Annotated in this window: 13 protein-coding genes; 8 read left to right on the forward strand and 5 right to left on the reverse strand. The window is 66.9% G+C overall.

From position 1 onward, the window contains the following. Nucleotides 1-70 precede the first annotated feature (70 nt). On the reverse strand, nt 71-928 hold the full coding sequence (locus tag B9C43_RS49695) for a M23 family metallopeptidase (protein ID WP_084434285.1): 858 nt from the start codon (nt 926-928) through the stop codon (nt 71-73). 224 nt (nt 929-1,152) lie between these two features. Here B9C43_RS49695 and B9C43_RS49700 point away from each other — a divergent pair, with 224 nt between their 5' ends. Then, nucleotides 1,153-2,031, forward strand: coding sequence for a helix-turn-helix domain-containing protein (locus B9C43_RS49700; protein ID WP_084434286.1), 879 nt, complete (start codon nt 1,153-1,155; stop codon nt 2,029-2,031). On the opposite strand, the gene B9C43_RS49705 is transcribed toward B9C43_RS49700, so the two are convergent. After that, complete coding sequence (locus tag B9C43_RS49705; protein WP_084434287.1) at nt 2,028-3,407, reverse strand: FAD-binding oxidoreductase; 1,380 nt, start codon at nt 3,405-3,407, stop codon at nt 2,028-2,030. The two genes, B9C43_RS49700 and B9C43_RS49705, sit on opposite strands and share 4 nt — an antisense overlap. A gap of 175 nt (nt 3,408-3,582) precedes the next feature. Between B9C43_RS49705 and B9C43_RS49710 the strand changes: the two genes are divergently transcribed. The 5 genes from B9C43_RS49710 (at nt 3,583) to B9C43_RS49730 (ending at nt 11,696) form a co-directional block, all read left to right on the forward strand. Further along, nucleotides 3,583-3,975 (forward strand): hypothetical protein, encoded by a 393-nt coding sequence (locus B9C43_RS49710; protein ID WP_084434288.1) that lies wholly within the window; start codon nt 3,583-3,585, stop codon nt 3,973-3,975. A gap of 113 nt (nt 3,976-4,088) precedes the next feature. Continuing rightward, entirely contained in the window at nt 4,089-4,547 is a 459-nt protein-coding gene (locus B9C43_RS49715; protein WP_084434289.1) for a heme-degrading domain-containing protein, read from the forward strand. 60 nt (nt 4,548-4,607) lie between these two features. Next, nucleotides 4,608-5,111, forward strand: coding sequence for a DUF6069 family protein (locus tag B9C43_RS49720; RefSeq protein ID WP_084434290.1), 504 nt, complete (start codon nt 4,608-4,610; stop codon nt 5,109-5,111). 236 nt (nt 5,112-5,347) lie between these two features. Beyond that, complete coding sequence (locus B9C43_RS49725; RefSeq protein ID WP_084434291.1) at nt 5,348-10,807, forward strand: ATP-binding protein; 5,460 nt, start codon at nt 5,348-5,350, stop codon at nt 10,805-10,807. A 49-nt stretch (nt 10,808-10,856) separates the two neighbouring features. Continuing rightward, nucleotides 10,857-11,696, forward strand: coding sequence for an aldo/keto reductase (locus B9C43_RS49730; protein ID WP_084434292.1), 840 nt, complete (start codon nt 10,857-10,859; stop codon nt 11,694-11,696). Here B9C43_RS49730 and B9C43_RS49735 read toward each other — a convergent pair whose 3' ends face one another. Together B9C43_RS49735 and B9C43_RS56305 are read right to left on the reverse strand one after the other, a co-directional pair. After that, on the reverse strand, nt 11,697-15,392 hold the full coding sequence (locus tag B9C43_RS49735; protein ID WP_143447162.1) for an nSTAND1 domain-containing NTPase: 3,696 nt from the start codon (nt 15,390-15,392) through the stop codon (nt 11,697-11,699). It lies immediately after the preceding gene. Between the two features lie 245 nt (nt 15,393-15,637). Further along, nucleotides 15,638-15,823, reverse strand: a complete 186-nt coding sequence (locus B9C43_RS56305) for a hypothetical protein (RefSeq protein WP_143447163.1) — start codon at nt 15,821-15,823, stop codon at nt 15,638-15,640. A gap of 366 nt (nt 15,824-16,189) precedes the next feature. Between B9C43_RS56305 and B9C43_RS49740 the strand changes: the two genes are divergently transcribed. Next, complete coding sequence (locus tag B9C43_RS49740; RefSeq protein ID WP_084434294.1) at nt 16,190-17,776, forward strand: ABC-F family ATP-binding cassette domain-containing protein; 1,587 nt, start codon at nt 16,190-16,192, stop codon at nt 17,774-17,776. A 6-nt stretch (nt 17,777-17,782) separates the two neighbouring features. Here B9C43_RS49740 and B9C43_RS49745 read toward each other — a convergent pair whose 3' ends face one another. Next, a complete protein-coding gene (locus tag B9C43_RS49745; protein WP_084434295.1) occupies nt 17,783-18,442 on the reverse strand; it encodes a sterol desaturase family protein in 660 nt (219 codons plus the stop codon). Between the two features lie 82 nt (nt 18,443-18,524). On the opposite strand from B9C43_RS49745, the gene B9C43_RS49750 reads away from it, so the two are divergent. Next, the gene (locus B9C43_RS49750) at nt 18,525-19,241 is read left to right on the forward strand and encodes a FadR/GntR family transcriptional regulator (RefSeq protein ID WP_084434296.1); all 717 of its coding nucleotides are present in this window, start codon (nt 18,525-18,527) and stop codon (nt 19,239-19,241) included. Nucleotides 19,242-19,255: the final 14 nt, after the last annotated feature.

Below are 19,255 nucleotides of genomic sequence, written 5' to 3' on the forward strand. Positions count from 1 at the left end.
GTCATGAGGTCCTTCACTACCGTCAAGGCACCATCGCACCGTCTGCTTGCGACATTCTTGTGATCGTCTGTCAGCTGGGTCCGTAGTTCGTCACGCGCCCGCCGACGTTGACGCGCACACCGTTGCGCATCGCGTAACCCCGGTAGGCCTGAGTGCCTTCGTAGAAGGTCCAGCCACCGATGGTCTGGTTGTTCACGCTGATGTGCGTGTTGCCCCGCAGCAACGAGAAGTGCACGTGCGCACCTGTGCTCGACCCGCCGCAGGGCAGCTCGTTGCCGATATGACCGAGGTAGGTCCCCGTCTGCACGTTCGAGCCGTCAGGAAGCGTTGTGAGGTCGTACATGTGGTAGTAGGTCGTGCTGAGCCCGTTGGCATGCACGACTTTCACCAGCGCACTACGGCCACGAATGCAGCTCTTGTAGACCTTTCCGGGCCCAGCGGACAGCACACGACCGTCACCGCCGTTGAAGTCGATCGAGCTGAACGGCCGGCTCTGACCGCTGTTGCCGTGCGGGCCGCCGCCCATCCACCAGGCGACACCTTGCGGCCACGGCAGCCCGAGCCCGGTCTCGGCGAGCGGCTGGACGCCGGTGAACAGCTCCTTTTCGCTGTCGCTGACCACTTCGCGGGGTGCTTGCCGGACAAGTTCGGCGAAACCGGCGGTGCCTTCCAGGCCGATCCGCCATTTCTTGCCGACATTGTGGGCCACGAACAAGGCGCTTCTCGGCGACTCGTGCGCGTCCGCGGGCAATGGCACGGTGCTCGACCCGAAGACCCAGCCGTCATGGGTACGGCTCGGCTCGACAAGCGCGTCGCTCGCCGCCATCGTCTTGCGTACTTCGTCCGTCAAGCTGGGCGCGGCGGCGGCCGCGGGCGTGACAACGAACGCCCCTAATGCGACCACGACCATAGCTCTGACCAGAAACATGTGTCCTCCAGCAGGGATAGGGACACGAGCAGGGAGTGACCGGTCAGCACGAAAGAAATACCCGGGCAGTGTGCGGCGTCAAGCCGTTCGCCCCGGCCAAGCCGCAATCCTTGAACACCCGGTTCAAAACTGTGAATGACCGTGACCAGCGCGGCTGTCTGGCGTTAGATGAACAACGCGCGCGAAGACTGTGTTCGTTCACAGAATCAACCGGGGGTGAACGTATGCCGGAGCAATTCCATTCCGTGCTCAGAGCGGCCATCGAGGACAGCGGGCTGACACTGGACCGGTTGCGCCACCGGCTGGCCCAGCGCGGCATCCAGGTCAGCGTGACCAGCCTGAGCTATTGGCAGCAGGGGCGCAGCCGGCCGGAACGCGCCGATTCGTTGCGGGCGGTGCACGCGATCGAGAACATCCTGGGAATGCCCCGGCATTCGCTGGCCGCGTTGCTGGGCCCGCCCCGGCCTCGCGGTCGCTGGACCAAACGGGACCGGGATTACGACGGGATTCTCGCGCCATCCGACGCGCTGGCCGAGGCCGTCACGCCAATGATCGGCCCGTCGGACTCGAAACTCCGCGTGTTCAGCCAAGAAGACAGCGTGCTGGTCGGCGCCGGCCGGGCAATCCAGTCCGTGCACACCCGTTTCGTGGTCGAGGCGACCGCCGACGGCCCGGACAGACATGTCGCGGTCTATTGCGCCGAACCCGGCACCGATTCCGCAGACATCACCGTGAAAGCCGTGGCGAACTGCCGTCTCGGCCGGGTGCGACGACACCCCGGGGCGGCCGTGATCGCCGCGGAACTGCTCTTCGATCGCCGGCTTCGATTCGGTGAAACCCAATTCTTCGACTACGCCATCACCATTTCCGCACCGGCGGCCAGTTTCGACTACCGCCGCGGCTTCCGGTATCCGGCCGACGTCTACGTGTTGCGGGTCCAGTTCGACGTCCTGCCCGCCCGTGTGCACGGATTCACCCAGGTCAAACCGCACGGGACCGTCACCGTCGAAGACGAGCTGATCGTCACTTCCGGACAGTGGGTGCACCGCGCCGAACGCGCCGTCAAGCCCGGTGTGATCGGTATCGGCTGGGAGTGGGACTAACGCGGCGGGATGTTGTGGTTGACGCGGAACAGGTTCCGGGGGTCGTACGTGGTCTTCACGTCGACCAGCCGCTGGTAGTCCGCGTCCGCGTATCCCCGGCGAACGGCTTCGGATGTCGTGTCGTCGTTGAACATGAACCCAGGCAGCATCCGCCCGGTGTCCCACGGCCCCAGCACACGGACCAGCTCGGACAGCGTACGGAGAACCCTTTCCCGGTAGTGCGTGGCGTTCATCCGCGCGGGCAGGCTGGCGAACATGTGGAACGCCGCGTCCTGCCTGCCGACGGCCGCGTCCCGGGTGAGTGGGCGGGCCAGCGCGCCACCGAGGTGACGCAGTTCGACGCCGCCGAACGGGACGTCGTTGTCCGGTCCAAGCAGGCCGATCAACTTCTCGACGGCGGTGTCGTCGAGGTCGGTGAGCAACGCGGACCGGTTGTTGGCCGGGGTCGGCCGGAACGGGTCGTGGTAGATCTCTTCAATGTCCGCATAGGACATGTCCGCGACTTCGTCCAGCTCCGGTCCCAATGCCCGCAACGGCGCGACCAGCCGTTCGCCCTCGGCCGGGTCGCCGGCGTACGCGATGCGCACGGTGGTGAAGAACCGGCCGCGGATCTCGGCGGGCATCATCGGGATGTCCGGGTAGCGGATGAAGATGATCGACGAGGTCATCTCGTCCGGCAGTGTCGACGTCCAGTCGATGTACGTAGGCAGCACCCGCTCGGCGTGCTTGCCGTCGAAGAACAAACTGCCGCCGTAGATCCGTGGCAGGTTCAGCAGGTCGATCTCCGCGGCGACCACCACGCCGAAGTTGCTCTTGCCGCCCCGCACCGCCCAGAACAGGTCCGGTTCGCGCTCAGGCGACGTGGTACGCAACTCGCCATCAGCGGTGACGACGTCCAATGACCGCACGGTGTTCGCGGCGAACCCGTACGTCCTTGCCAGCACCGGGAGTCCACCACCGGTGAGGTACCCCATGACGCCGATGTAGGTCGACGAGCCGCACAGCGGCGCAAGGCCATGGCTGATGGCGGCTTCGATGACCTGCCCCCACCGCAACCCGGCTTCAATACGGGCAGTCCTGGCGTCGCTGTCCACGGTCACGCCAGCGAGGCGACTGGTGTTGATGTACACAGCGCCATCCGCGGGCACTGAAATGCCGTGCCCGGTTGACTGAACCGCGATCGGCAGGTCCGCACGCGACGCGTATCGCACGGCCTCGACGACATCCGCCGTGTCCTCCGCGAGGACGATCACCTCGGGGTGGTGCTCGACCGTGAGGTTCCATCCGGTACGAGCCTTGTCGTAGTCCTCGTCCCCCGGCAGCGCGATCCGCCCGCGTAACGCCGCGCCCAGACTGGCCGGACTGTCAATGGTCACAAGGATTTACCCTACGCACGCGGCTTTCCCGTGCAAGGAAGCACTTGTACGCCGTCCACAGACGAACAGCTGTCCATAGTGGACAAGATAGCGGCGGCTACGCCAAGCGGACGTACCATTCGGGTCGATGATCGACTACTCTGAGTTAGGTCAGATGAGAAAGGAGCAGGTACCCATGGCCATCATCACCGGTGCACCGACCTGGACGATCACGGTTGCCGGTGACATCGTCAGCTTCGACTACACCGGTTCGGACCGGTATTCGGTCCCGAGGGTCTGGGCAGGCCGAGGCCTGGGCATCACCCAGGCCGACCTCCCCGAGTTCGTTCAGGCACTGGCCAAAGTGCCGGACTACGAGAGCCTGGTGCCCTCGCAGGACGACCGGGCGGAGGGGAACGAGCCAACCTGGTCGAAACCCAGGTACGACCCCGATGAAGCGTTCGTCTATGTCACCGGCCCATGTCAGCTGCCCGTCCCACTTCCCGGTTACGCGCCGACGTCGACGTTCACCATCAAACTGCGCCACGTCGCCGCGCTCCGGGCCCGGCTGACCGCATACCTGCGCTGACGAGACGTTCGCCGACGCACGCCGCGATCACCCGGGCGGCCGAACCCGTCGCCGGTTGAACAGCACGCCGGGCCTTTAGGATCAAGGGGCCGTCACCTACCCGAAGGACTGCCTTGACCACCAGCCAGGAGCTCGCAGCACAGGAAGAACAGCTGCAGTTCGACCGATTCGACAACGCCACCGCGATCGCACTCGGCCAGCAGCTGCTCGCGGCCGCGCAGGAGCGCGGGCTGCCCCTGGTGATCTCGGTGCGCCGCAACGGTCAACGACTGTTCCACGCCGCACTGCCCGGCACCTCGCCGGACAACGACGCCTGGGTCGAACGCAAGTCCCGAGTCGTCGACCGGTACGGCCACAGCTCGTTCTACGTGGGCACGCTGCACCGCGAGTCCGGCAGCACCTTCGAGGAGAAGTCCCGGCTGGACCCGGATCTCTACGCCGCCCACGGTGGCGTGTTCCCGGTCGTCCTGCGCGGTACCGGTCCTATTGGGACGGTCGGTGTGTCCGGTTTGCCCCAGGCAGAGGACCATGCCTTCGTCGTCGAGCAGCTCACCAAGTTCCTCGGCAGCTGACCGAGCGGACTGCCCCGAACCGGGTGACAATCGAGAGTGTCACCACGAAGGGACGGGGTCATGGCCGACATGGAACGCCCTGGGGTCAACGCCGCACGGCTGTGGGCGAGCGGTCTGGCGACGGCGGTGGTCGCCGCACTGCTCGCCATCGTGGGCATCATGATCGCCAGAGGGATCCTCGACGTGCCTGTGCTGGCGCCGAAAGGTGAGGGTGTCTGGGGCAACGCGAACACGTTCACCTACGCGTTGCTGTCCGGTGCGGCGGCGTTGCTCGCCACCGGCCTGATGCACCTGCTCGTCCTGGCGGTCTCCACGCCGCGCCAGTTCTTCACGTGGATCATGGTGCTCGCCACGCTCATCGCGGTCGTCCTGCCGCTGACGCTGACCGTCGAACCGGGGGCGAAGGTCGCGACCGCGGTGATCAACCTGGCGATCGGGCTGGCCATCACGATCATCATCAACAGCGCCACCTCGGCCGCGCTGGTCGTCCGGCGCGATCGCGGGGCGACGGACGCTGCGACCAGGCAGTGGAACCAACCGCCGAACACGTACTACGACAGCTGAGTCCCCCTATTCGGTGATACACAGTCGGACGGCATTTTTGTGTGATAGGGGGCACTCAGAGCCGTCTGGCTCGGTTCAACGCGGCCGTTTTTTGGCGGATCCCTACAAAGGCGGGGGCACGGCATGATCCCCTGACGACATTTCGTTACCGGCCAGTAGACGAAAGGCTGTACCAGCGCGCGAGGGGTTGCCGTCCGGTGGCGTGCGCACAGTCAACAGCGAAAGGGCTCGGTCGAGTGTTCAGTCGTGTCGCCATCGTCAACCGTGGAGAAGCCGCGATGCGGCTCATCCACGCCGTCCGGGACCTGGCTGCGGAGACCGCGACTCAGATCGAAACCATCGCGCTGCACACCGACGTCGACCGAACCGCCACATTCGTGCGCGAAGCCGACATCGCCTACGACCTCGGGCCCGCGTCCGCGCGCCCGTATCTGGACCTGAAGACGCTGGAGCGCGCACTGGTCGAGACCAACGCGGACGCCGCGTGGGTCGGCTGGGGCTTCGTCGCGGAAGACCCGGCGTTCGCGGAGCTGTGCGAGAAGGTCGGTGTCACCTTCATCGGCCCGAGCGCCGACGCCATGCGCAAGCTCGGCGACAAGATCGGTGCGAAGCTGATCGCCGAAGAGGTCGGCGTGCCGGTCGCGCCGTGGAGCCGCGGCGCGGTCGAGACGCTCGAGGCCGCCACGCAGGCCGCGGCCGAGATCGGTTATCCGTTGATGCTGAAGGCGACAGCGGGTGGCGGTGGCCGCGGTATCCGCGTGATCACCAGCGAAGCCGAACTGGCCGACGCCTACGAGCGCACCAGCCAAGAAGCCGCACGGGCCTTCGGCAGCGGCATCGTGTTCCTCGAGCGCCTGGTCACCGGTGCGCGGCACGTTGAGGTCCAGGTCATCGCGGACGGCCAAGGCACCGCGTGGGCACTGGGTGTCCGCGACTGCTCGGTGCAGCGGCGCAACCAGAAGGTCATCGAAGAGTCGGCGTCGCCGGTGCTCAGCCCGGAGCAGGCGGCCGAGCTCAAGGCTTCGGCCGAGCGGCTCGCGGTCGCGGTCGGTTATCGCGGCGCGGCGACCGTCGAGTTCCTCTACCACCCCGGCGACAAGCTTTTCGCGTTCCTCGAGGTCAACACGCGGCTGCAGGTCGAGCACCCGATCACCGAGGCGACCACCGGGTTCGACCTGGTCAAGGCCCAGCTGCACGTGGCCTCCGGCGGCAAGCTCGAAGGCGCGCCGCCGCCCGAGCGCGGCCACGCCATCGAGGCGCGGTTGAACGCCGAGGACCCCGACCGCGACTTCGCGCCGTCCCCCGGCCGGATCGCGCGGCTGGACCTGCCCGCCGGACCCGGCATCCGGGTGGACACCGGCGTCAGCGAGGGCGACACGATCCCGGCCGACTTCGACTCGATGATCGCCAAGATCATCGCCTACGGCCGTGACCGCGACGAGGCGCTCGGCAGGCTGCGCCGTGCGATGACCGAGACCACCGTGATCATCGAGGGCGGTGCGACGAACAAGAGCTTCGTGCTCGATCTGCTCGACCAGCCGGAAGTGATCGACGCCAGCGCCGACACCGGCTGGATCGACCGGGTCCGCGGCGAGGGCAGGCTCGTTTCGCACCGGCACTCCGCCGTCGCCGTCGCCGCGGCCGCGATCGAGGCGTACGAAGACGAAGAGCAAGTCGAGCAGCAGCGACTGCTGTCGACCGCGTTCGGCGGACGTCCGCAGGTGCAGCACGAAAGCGGCCGGCCGCTGGACCTCAAACTGCGCGGGGTTGGCTACCGCGTGCGGGTCGCGCGCGTCAGCGCGCATCGCTTCCGCGTCGGTATCGAAGCGGGTGAGGACGTCCGCGCTGTCGATGTCGAGCTTGAGCGCTTCGACGAGCACACCGGCCGGATCGTCGTCGACGGCACGCGTTATCGCATGCTCACCCACACGCACGGACCGATCCACCTTGTCGAAGTCGAGGGCGTGACGCACCGCGTCAGCCGTGACGAAGGCGGTGTCGTTCGCTCCCCCGCGCCCGCGCTCGTCGTCGCGACGCCGGTGCAGGTCGGTGCCGAGGTTGAGGCAGGCGCGCCGGTGCTCGTGCTGGAAAGCATGAAGATGGAAACGGTGCTGCGGGCGCCGTTCAAGGCACGGCTCAAGGAATGCGTCGTCTCCGTCGGCAGCCAGGTCGGTACGGGCGCGCCGTTGCTGCGGCTTGAACCGCTCGCCGACACCGACGCCGACGAGACTTCGCAGACGGAGTCCGTCGAGCTGGATCTGCCCGCTGCGCCTGAGACGGTGCCCGTGTGGGAACGCGCCGCGCGTGGCCTGGAGGGCCTGCGTGGGCTGCTGCTGGGTTTCGATGTCGACCCGCACGACGAACTCCGGGTGCTCGACGACTACTACACCGCGCGCCAGGAGTCCATTGCGGACGGACACCGGCCGCTGGCCGAGGAGCTCGAGCTCATCGGCGTGTTCGCGGATCTGGCCGAGCTGAGCCGCAACCGGCCGTCCGGTGAGGACGCCCCGGACGACTCGCACGTGCACAGCGCCCGCGAGTACTTCCACACCTACTTGCAGAGCCTGGACGTCGAACGGGCCGGGCTGCCGGAGTCCTTCCAGGCCAAGCTTTCCAAGGCGCTCGGGCACTACGGTGTCGGCGAACTGGAGCGCACCGGCGAACTCGAAGCCGCGGTGTTCCGGATTTTCCTCGCACAGCAACGCGCGTCCGCTGACGCCACGGTCATCACGAGGTTGCTGCGTTCGTGGTTGCAGGAGCCGCCGCCGGACGAGACGCTGCGTGAGCCCGCCGGTCTCGCCTTGGAGCGGCTGGTCTCCGCGACTCAGGTGCGGTTCCCCATCATCTCCGACCTCGCCCGCGGCGTGGTGTTCGCCTGGTTCGGCCAGCCGTTGCTTCGCCGCAACCGTGCCCGTGTCTACGCCGATGTCCGCAAGCACCTGCGCTACCTCGACGCGAACCCGCAGGCGCCGGACCGTGCCGAGCGCATCGCCGAGATGGTTCGCAGCACCGAACCGCTGGTGCGTGTGCTCGGTCAGCGGCTTGTCCGTGCCAACTTGGACAACTCGGTCATGCTGGAAGTGCTGACCCGGCGTTACTACGGCAACAAGGGCCTCACCGGCGTACGCACCAGCCATGTCGCGGACTGCACGTTCGTGATCGCCGAGCGCGAAGGTTCGTCGCTGGTCTCCTCCGCGGTCGCCTTCGACGCGCTGGGCAGCGCACTCAGCGGCTTGGCGGAGCTGGCCAGCAGCACGACCGCTATCGACGCCGACATCTATGTCGCGTGGGAGAACCAGCCTGAGGACTCCGACGCGATGGTCGCCGCGCTGCTCGAGGTCATCAGCGCGCACCCGTTGCCCGAGCAGGTCCGCAGGCTGACCACGACGATCGCGGGCGCGGGTGGCGCGGTCATGCACCACCACGTCACGTTCCGCCCGTCGGCCGCCGGGATGACCGAGGAACGGCTGATCCGTGGGCTGCACCCGTACATCGCACAGCGGATGCAGATGGAACGGCTCAGCAAGTTCGACCTCACCCGGTTGCCGTCCTCGGACGAAGAGGTCTACCTCTTCCAGTGCGTGGCGCGGGAAAACCCGTCGGACGACCGGCTCGTGGCGTTCGCCCAGGTGCGTAACCTGACCGAGCTGCGTGAGCACGACGGCAGGCTGGTCGCACTGCCTGCCGCCGAGGACATCATCGCCACGTGCCTGGACTCGATCCGCAACGCGCAGGCACGGCGGCCGTCGAAGAAACGCTTCAACACCAACAGGATCGTGGTGTACGTCTGGCCGCCGAGCCAGATCACCCGCGCCGAACTGGAGATGATCGTCAAGCGTGTCCTGCCGACCACGGCGGGCGCCGGGCTTGAGGAAATCCTGTTCATCGCACGGCAGCGGGACGAGAAGACCGGTGAGCTGAGCAAGAGCTCGGTGCGGATCGTCTTCAACGTCACCGGCGGCATCGAGCTGACCGTCGGCGAGCCGCCGACCGACCTGGTCGAACCGCTGGACGACTACCGGCTGAAGGTGTTGCGCGCGAGCAGCCGTAACACGGTGTACCCGTACGAGCTGACCAACCTGCTGGGCGAGTTCGTCGAGCACGACCTCGACGAGAACAACGCGCTGGTGCCTGTTGACCGGCCCAAGGGACGCAACAGCGCCGCGATCGTCGCCGGGGTGGTCACCACGAAGACCAAGCGTCATCGTGAGGGCGTCGTGCGCGTCGTGCTGCTCGGTGACCCGACGAAGTCGCTCGGTGCGTTGTCCGAACCCGAGTGCCGTCGCGTGATCGCCGCGCTCGACCTCGCTGAGCGGATGCGCGTTCCGGTGGAGTGGTACGCGCTGTCCTCGGGTGCTCGTATCTCGATGGAATCGGGTACCGAGAACATGGACTGGGTGGCCGCGGCGCTCAAGCGGATCGTCGAGTTCACCCAGGACGGCGGCGAGATCAACATCGTGGTCAACGGCATCAACGTCGGCGCCCAGCCGTACTGGAACGCCGAAGCGACAATGCTCATGCACACCAAGGGTGTCCTGGTGATGACGCCGGACTCCGCGATGGTGCTGACCGGCAAGCAGGCGCTCGACTTCTCCGGTGGCGTGTCGGCCGAGGACAACTTCGGCATCGGTGGTTACGACCGGGTGATGGGCCCGAACGGGCAGGCGCAGTACTGGGCGCCGGACCTGGCCTCCGCGCGTGACGTGCTGATGTCACACTACGACCACACGTACGTCGCGCCCGGTGAGGACGCACCCCGCCGCGCCAAGACGAAGGACCCGGTCAACCGGGACATCTCCGACTTCCCGCACAACGTGGCGGGCAGCGACTTCACCACGGTCGGCGAGATCTTCTCCGCTTCGGCGAACCCGGACCGCAAGAAGCCGTTCGACATCCGGACTGTGATGCGTGCGCTGTCCGACCAGGACCACCCGGTGCTGGAGCGGTGGGCGGGCATGGCCGACGCGGAGACCGCGGCCGTGCAGGACGTGCACCTCGGCGGCATCCCGGTGTGCCTGCTCGGCATCGAGTCGCGTTCGGTGCCGCGCCGCGGTTTCCCGCCCACCGACGGCCCGGACGCCTACACCGCGGGCACGCTGTTCCCCCGGTCGTCGAAGAAGGCGGCGCGGGCGATCAACGCGGCCAGCGGCAACCGTCCGCTGGTGGTGCTGGCGAACCTGTCGGGCTTCGACGGTTCCCCTGAGTCGATGCGCAAGCTGCAGTTGGAGTACGGCGCGGAAATCGGCCGGGCGATCGTGAACTTCCGCGGCCCGATCGTGTTCTGCGTGATCTCCCGGTACCACGGCGGCGCGTTCGTGGTGTTCTCCAAGGCACTGAACCCGAACATGACCGTACTGGCACTGGAAGGCTCATTCGCCTCAGTACTCGGTGGCGCTCCAGCGGCGGCGGTGGTGTTCGCCGGTGACGTGAACGTCCGCACCGCGGCAGATCCCCGCGTCCGCGAGCTCGAAGCCCGCATCGCGGCGGCCTCGGGCGCTGATCGCGCGGCACTGACCGCGGAGCTCGACGAGCTTCGTTCGTCCGTCCGCGCGGAAAAGGTCGGCGAGGTGGCCGCGGAGTTCGACCGCATCCACAACATCCAACGCGCCGTGGAGGTCGGCTCGGTGGACGCGGTCATCAGCGCCGCCGAACTGCGCCCGAAGATCATCGAGGCGATCGAGGCGCGCCTGACGTAAGCCGGAAACTGTCGTTGACGGTGAGCGCACAGCGCTTTAGTTTCCGTGCATGACGACTTCGGCGCGATCGGTGGACATGCCGTCCGGGGACAGCATCCCCGCACTCGGGCTCGGCACGTGGTACTTCGCCGAGCGTGCCGACCGGCGCGCGCAGGAGATCGCCGCCCTGCGGCTGGGACTCGACCTCGGCATGACGCTGATCGACACGGCGGAGATGTACGCCGACGGGGCCGCGGAGGAACTGGTCGGCGAGGCGATCGCCGGGCGGCGGGACGAAGTGTTCCTTGTGGACAAAGTCCTGCCGCACCATGCGACCCGCAGCGGTACGGTCAAGGCGTGCCAGGCCAGCCTGGCGCGCCTTGGCGTCGAGCACATCGACCTGTACCTGCTGCACTGGCGTGGCCGGATCCCGTTCGAGGAGACCATCGCCGGGTTCGCTGACCTGATTGAGGCAGGCCTCATCCGTCATTGGGGCGTGAGCAACCTCGACCTCGACGACATGCGTGAACTGACAACCGTGTCCGACGGCTGCCAGACCAACCAGATCCTCTACAACCCGGCCCGCCGAGGCCCCGAGTACGACCTGATCCCCTGGCTGACCGAGCAAAGCATCCCGGTGATGGCTTATTCCCCCATCGAACAAGGCCGGCTGCTGGTCAACCCGGCGTTGGACAAAGTCGCGCGACGGCACAACGCCACGGCAGCCCAGATCGCACTGGCGTGGGTGTTGCGAATGGACGGTGTCAACGCCATCCCCCGTGCCGCTGATCCTGAGCACGTCAGGCAGAACGCGGCCGCAGCCGACATCGGTCTCACCGCCGAGGACATCGCCGAGATCGATGCGTCGTTCCCGGCGCCAACCAGGCCACGGCCACTCGAGATGCTGTAGTCACCGACACGGCAGGTTACTGTCCACTTCGGGAAAGTACGTCCCCCAGTCCATTGCGTCCATCCGTGGATACGCTGTGCCGCAGATGCGTTCGGCGACGCGGTCGATGTTGAGGTCCCACAGGCGGATGGCCCGGTCGTCACCGGCGGTGGCGACGACATCTCCCGCCGGACTGAAGGCCACGGCTCGAACCTGGGCTTCATGTCTTTCCAGGGTGGCGATCTCGACAGGCGCGCGAGGATCGGACACGTCGAAGACTCGTGCCACGGAATTGTCACTGGCCACGACGAGCACACGGCTGTCAGGACTGAACGCCAAGGGCGGACCGTTGTCGCTCAACCCGGCTGTCGGCACGGAAATTGTCGCCAGTCGCTCTGGCGTCCCGTCGGTGCGCCAGAGTTCCACAGCGTTCTGGTCGCCGATCCTGGCCAACAGGCCCGTCGCGCTGAAGGCCAGCGCGGACAATTCCAAGGTGCGGAACGCCGTTGCCCGCTTCGGCCGTTCGCCATCGGTCAGGTCCCACAACGATGTCGCCGCACCGTTGGAGATCGCCATGAGCCTGCTGTCCGGCTTGAAGGCGGCGGCCACTGCCCACTGCTCGCCGTCCAGTTGCGTCAGCCGACGCGGACTCGCGAGGTCCGAGAGGTCCCACACCTCAGTTCCTTTGACGAGCAACCGGCCGTCAGGACTCAAGCTGAGCGGACCGATTCCCTCCCCTGCCGGGATTTCAGCGATCTCACGCGGTTGTGGCTTCAGCTGCCAGACCGTTGTCCTGCCCGCGAGATCCGTTGCCACAACCTGGTGATCGGGTCCGGCTTCCAGCGAGAACATCTCCTGACCCGTGCGCGCGACGGCGGTCGGCTTCGGCGCGAGCCGATCGGTGACATCCCAGGTGCGCAGCGTCTGATCGCGTCCACCGCTGATCAGGGTTTTACCGTCCGGGCTGAAAGCGAACGCGGCCACCGGATTGCTATGGCTCGCCAAGGTGAGTGACGAAAGGTCGTGCAGCATTTCCCCGTCGCTCGACGCCGCGAGCACCGCGCCATCAGGGCTGAACGCCAGGGACGAAACGTTGTCCTTGTGGTGGATCGCGCGAAGCTGGTTCGGTGCGTTGCTGTCGGAGACGTCCCACAGCCGGGCGGTCCGGTCGGTGGAGCCGGTGACGAGAAGCGGAGCGGTCGGGCTGAACGCCACCGACGTGATCGGGTTGGTGTGTCCGGTGATCACTGCTTGCGGACGCGGCGCCAACGGGTCGGATACGTTCCACAGCCGGACAGCCAGGTCCTCCGCCGCCGTGGCCACGGTTGCGCCATCGGCACTGAACGCCACGTGCCTTGTCGGACCGCCATGTCCCGCCATGACACCGAGTTTCCGCGGCTGACGGGGATCGGCGATGTCCCAGAGCTGCGCGGTGGTCCCAGAGCTCAACGTGGCCAGGATGGGTTGCCGTGGACTGAAAGCGACCCACCTTCCTGGCGGGGTGTTCTCTGTGCCGTCCCCCGGCAGGGTGGCCAGCAGGCTTGGTGTACGTGGGTTTGTGACGTCCCACAACCGGACCGTCCGGTTGATGTCCACGGTCGCCAAGTTTTTCCCGTCGGGGGCGAACACCACTGAGGTGCCGAGCGCCCCCTCGGGCTCGCCGCGGACGTTACCCAGCACCGCGATCTCGCGTGGACGAACCGGATCGCTGACGTCCCACAGGCCTGCATTGCCGCGGTCACCGGCCTCCGCGACGGCGAGCAGGCGTCCGTCCGGGCTGAATGCCACCGACTTGGGGCTGCGCCGGAGAGTGGCCAGGTGCCGAGGTCGCAGCCGATCCCGTACGTCCCACAGCTGGAGGCCGACCTTGGTGTCCCATCCACCCATCGCGAACAGGTCACCGACCGGACTGAACGCGATGCTGAACACCCGGCTGCCGGTGTCCGGGCGAAGCCGGGTGACGTGCGGTGCCGAACCGATGTCGATCAGCCGGGATCGGGCGGCCGGCGTTGGATCGAGGCGATAGGCCGCGAGCGTGAGCTGGGCGGCCAACGCGGGGTTGCTGGCCCTGAGCTCCGCCGCTTCCCGGATCACTTTCTGCGCCAACGCGGCATTTCGCTGCTTTGTCGCCGCGTTGTTCGCCTGGACCGCGACGACCGTTGTCGTGGCGGCGAGCAGCAACAGGACGGTCAGCAGGGCGACCAGTCTTCGCAGCCTTCTGGCGGTCCGCCGCGCTTGGTTCTGCTCGTGTGTCGCCAGGGACCGGCTGGCGGCCAGGAACTCCTTCTCCCGTGAGGTGAGCACGTCCTCATGTGCGACCGCCCAGTCCTGGATTCCCGCCAGCCGCGCACCCCGGTAGAGCACGCCTTCGTCGCGGTGCAGCGATTCCCAGGTGTTCGCGGCGTCGGTCAACTGCCGGTGCAGCCGCAGGGTGTCCCGGTCCTCGGCAAGCCATCCGGCCAGCCGCGGCCACACCCGGATCAGGGCTTCATGTGCGATCTGCGCGACATCCCGATCCAGTGTGAGCAGCCGTGCGTCCGCGAAACGCTCAAGGACGAGCGCCGTTTCCGTGTCGTCGGCGTCCAGTTCGGTGAGACTGAGCGTCCGTTTGGTGTCCTCGGTGCCTTCGCCGACGACCACCAGCCGCTGGAACAGCAAGCGCGCACGGTGTTTCTGCGATTCGGTCAGCGACGAGTAGACGTGCTCAGCCGAATGTGCGAGCGCGTGCTGCACTCCGCCCGTCGCCTCATACGCGGCCAGCGTCAGCGTTGCTCCTTGGCGCCTGCGCCAAGTTTCCCGCAACGCGTGGGACAGCAGCGGCAACGCTCCGGCTTGACCAGTGGTTTCCGCGATCAACCTGGCGACAAGCGCGGTCTCGACCCGCAGGCCGCTGCCGATCGCCGGCTGCGTGATGGCTTCTCGCATCTCGTCGCTGCTCATCGGCCCCACGAGGACTTGGCAGTCCTGCAGCACCGCGGCCAGTTCGGGATATCGCACGCAGTGGGCGTAGAAGTCCGCCCGTACGGACAACACGATCCGGCTGTCGCCTTGTGCGGCTGTGCGCAGGTACTCGACGAATCGGCGCCGCTCTTGCTCGTCGCGGCACAACGTGAACAGTTCCTCGAACTGGTCGACGATCAGCAGCAGCCGGGTGGATTCGCTGCCGTGGGCCAAGCCGTGGGTCAATGAATCGAAGGGATGCGGGCCCGGCGTTATCACCACGTCGTGGAAACCGCCGGACCGCACCGCGGGAACGAGCCCGGCACGGACGAGCGAGGATTTTCCCGCGCCGGAAGCGCCGACCACGAACACGATGTGCTTTTCGGTCACCGCTTCGACGAGCCGGGCAATGAGCTTGTCGCGGCCGTGAAATCGGTCGGCGTCCTCCGGGCCGAAAGACGCCAGGCCGACATACGGCGCGTGTCCGTCCGGTTCATCGCGATTTCGGAGGTGCAAGTCGGCCGCGAGTTCTCGCCAGCGAGCTTCCCACGCGGCCACATCACCAGCACACGCTTCGACGTACGCCACAGTGACGGCCAGACTTGGCAGTCTGCGGCCGTTTGCCGCCTCGGACAACGTGCCAGCCGAGTAATAGGCGCGCCGAGCGAGTTCGCGATAGGGCGGACTACCCGCTTTCTCCCGCAGAAGCCGCAGGTCAGCGGCGAACTGGACGACCGCGTCGGCGCCGGCGTCCAGTGGCTGCTCGTGGCGAGGCACCCACACCCCCTTGGGTCGCGTTCATTGTTCAGACGTTGATGTTCGGTGTCCACCGTGTGACACCGAACAATCTTTTCGCGCTAGAACAGAGATCGCCGGCCGTTGGCAGAGGGGGACACGGCCGGCACCACAAGCCCAGCCGCCGGCTCGACTGCCCTTGCCGAGTCGATCGTCCCCAGCAACTGGCGGCCTGGAGAAGGTTTCCGCGTCGGCTCCCTGGGGGTGGCCGACGCGGAAACCAGAATTCACTGCCGGGGCGTTTCACCCTCGTCGTAAGTACGCCAAACCGCGAAACACGTGGCGCTGTACCCGTGGTACACCGCATCCTCATCCGAAGTGGGCACCTCGGCTCGCGTGCGGACGGCGAAAAAGCCGAGCACTGCCGCCACGAAGGCATCGAGCCGGGCCAGCCACGAACTCACTGCGGACATCATTTCCCCCTTGGTAACGCAATCCCGTCGAAGAGTGTGCACCAGACAGCCCTCGATGTCGTTACCGTTCAGCGCACGGGCACACCAGAGAGTGCTGTCTTCGCACCAGCGCCGGTTCGCAGAACATGGGCACGGTAGACGTGGTGGCGACCACCCGCAAAGGGCTGGTCCCGGCCAGTTGGCCCCGAAGATCTCCGGTGTCACGGAAATTCGGCTGACGGGCCTGACGGCGATGATCTACCCTGCCTGACGTGATACAGCAGCTGTTCTTCCTCTGAGGAGACGACGCCTCCACCGGTGCCGCGGATCGCGGTGCCGCTGTTCGTCCTTCCCTCTGTATCACCTCTTGCTGGAGGCAGTTTCTTCATGTCGTCTCGAATTTCGCTCGCCCCTGCGCGCGCGGCGCACGTTCGCGCGTCCGGTGTTCATCTCTCCTTCGGCGGGCGGCCTGTGCTCGCTGGGGTCGACCTTGTCGCCGCCGCGGGCGATCGCGTCGCCTTGGTCGGTGAGAACGGCCGGGGCAAGACCACTCTGCTCAGGGTGCTTGCCGGTGACCTTCTCCCCGACCGCGGCGAAGTGCACCGGGCGGGCTCGCTTGGGGTGGCTGATCAGCAGATCCTGCTCGGTGGCACCGTTGGTGACCTGATCGACGTCGAGCTGGCGGCGGTACGGCGTGCCCTGGCCGACCTGGAACAAGCCACGGAGGCGCTTTCCGAAGATCGTCCGGGCGCCGATGACGCCTTTGCTGCCGCGCTCGCGGATGCTGAGGCGCTCGACGCGTGGGACGCCGATCGGCGTGTCGAGGTCTCGCTCGCCGCGTTGAATGCGGTGAGCGACCGCACACGTCCACTCGAGACCCTGTCCGTCGGGCAGCGTCACCGCGTACGGCTCGCTTGTTTGCTTGGTGCACGGCATTCCGTGTTGTTGCTCGATGAGCCGACCAACCATCTGGACGCGGGTGGGCTTCAGCACTTGACTGAGCAACTGCGCGCCTACACAGGTGTGGTCGTGATCGTCAGCCATGACCGGGCTTTGCTTGCGGATGTGGCTACGACGGTGGTTGACCTGGATCCGTCAAGCGACGGCAGGCCACGGGTGTACGGCGGTGGTTACGCCGCTTACGTCGAGGGCCGGCGTGCGGAGCGGGCGCGCTGGGAGTCGTTGCACAGTGAGCAAATGGCTGAGCGCCAGCGGCTGGCTGACGACCTGTCCGCGGCGCAGAACCGTTTGCGTGACAACTGGCGGCCGGAGAAGGGCCACGGCAAACACACCCGTGCCACTCGGGCGCCCGGTCTCGTTCGGGCCGTGCACCGCAGGCAGGAGGAGTTGGAAGCGCATGTGGTCGCGGTGCCGCCGCCACCCAAGCGGTTCACCATGCCGGAACTGCCTGAGTACCGCGGCGCGACCTTGTTGCGGGCTGACGACGTGACGGTCGCGGGGCGCCTTGAGCGTCCCGTCGCCGTGGCGTTGGATTCACGAGACCGCCTGGTGGTCACGGGACCCAACGGCGCGGGCAAGTCGACGCTGTTGGCTGTGTTGTCAGGCGACCTGGAACCGACCACGGGCACGGTTACCCGGGCACGGCCCGTACGGATTGGACGGTTGGGGCAGGAGTCTGAGCCGTCAGGTCGCCGTACCGCGATGGAGCTGTACGCGCAACGGGCGACCGAGTCCGCGCCTGGGTTGGGCGAGCTGGGCCTGTTGGACCGCAATGACGTGCACCGGCCGTTGGCCGAGTTGTCAGTTGGCGCGCGGCGACGGTTGGATTTGGCTCTGGTGTTGGCAAGTCAGCCGCATGTGCTGCTGCTCGACGAGCCAACCAACCACCTGTCGGCAGCGCTTGTCGACGAGCTGACCGAAGCGCTCGGGGCGACCTCGGCTGCAGTCGTGCTCGCGACGCATGACCGGCAATTGCTGCGGGACACGGCATCGTGGCAACGACTCGCTCTCTGAGCAGCCTCACAAACCGTGCAATGCCTTTGCCGTAGGAGAACTGGGGACGTCGGCAGGATTCGGGTGAGTGCCCAGAACCCTGTCGGCGGTTCCAGACGTGGTGACGGTGAACCAGTAGTGCTCGTTCTTGAAGTGGTGCAACCGGTGGTTACGCCACACCGCCCGGAACGCCTTGGTGCGAGGTTTGTAGTCGCTGTGCACCAAATAGTGCGTCCACTCGTAACCGATGCCAAGCACGCCAAGGAACGTCAAGAACGTCAACCCCGTCGCAGTACTGGGAAATGCGAACAGCCCAATGGCGATGACAGCGGGCAGCAGCCACAGCAACGTCTGCCACGGGATGAAGATCAGCGGAACATCGCGCGGATCGGCGTGGTGCTCACGGTGTTTGCGCGCCAGCAGGGAGTCCACTGTGAGCGAACCGACGCGCCGTGGCCGCCAGTGCAGGATCACGACGTGCACGATCCACTCGAACAGCGGGAACGCCACCAGCATGATCGCAGGGATCAGCGCGTCGGCCGGACGCCAGTCGCCGAGCGCGACGCGTGCGATCGCCGCGGCGACGAGCACCCCGCTGATCATCCAGGGCGACGGATAACGCCAGAAAACCCGGGCGGCATCGGCGAGTGAGATCTGACTGCGTCGTGATCCCGTGTCCACGTCCATGGGCCATCCTCCCGGCAAGTGGTCAAGTGGTCTGACCACTGTAGCAGTGGTATGACCAGTTGACCACGGGTAGCGTGGCGCTGTGGCATTCAAGCGAGTCGAGCGCAGATCAGTCCCCGACGAGGTCTACGAGCAGCTGCTCGACGACGTGGTGGGTGGCGAGCTCGCACCCGGCAAGAACCTCCCGGCCGAACGGCAGCTCGCCGAGGTGCTCGGCGTCTCGCGCCCGGCGGTCCGCGAGGCCCTGCAACGGCTCGCGCACTCAGGACTGCTCGCGGTTCGTCAAGGTGACGGCACCACCGTGCTGGACTACCGCAAGCATGCCGGGCTCGACCTGTTGCCGCGCCTGCTGATCCGCGGCGGCAAGCTGGACTTCGGCGTGATCCGCAGCATCGTCGAGGCTCGCCTGCTCATCGGCCAGGAAGTCGCCGCGCTGGCAGCCGCAAGAGCCGGCGCGGACCTGGAAACACCGCTACAGCAAGCAATCGACGACCTTGCCGCGGCAACCGACCCAGTCGCCCAGCAACACCGTGCGCTCCTCTACTGGGAGCACGTGGTCGACGGTGCCGACTCCATCGTCTTCCGCCTGATGTTCAACAACCTGCGCGCGTCCTACGAACCTGCGATCGACGCGCTCGCGAACGTGCTCAGCGCCGAAGTCAGCCGCGTCGAGAGCTACCGGCACCTGGCCGCGGCCATCACGTCCGGCGACAAGGACCGCGCCAAGCAGTCGGCCGCCAAGCTCCTGCACCTGGCGACCGACGAGCTGCTCGGGGTGATCACCCAACTCGAGGGCTGACGCTGTACTGCGAT

Origin of the sequence: Kibdelosporangium aridum (assembly GCF_900176515.1) — a bacterium.
Taxonomy (GTDB): domain Bacteria; phylum Actinomycetota; class Actinomycetes; order Mycobacteriales; family Pseudonocardiaceae; genus Kibdelosporangium; species Kibdelosporangium aridum.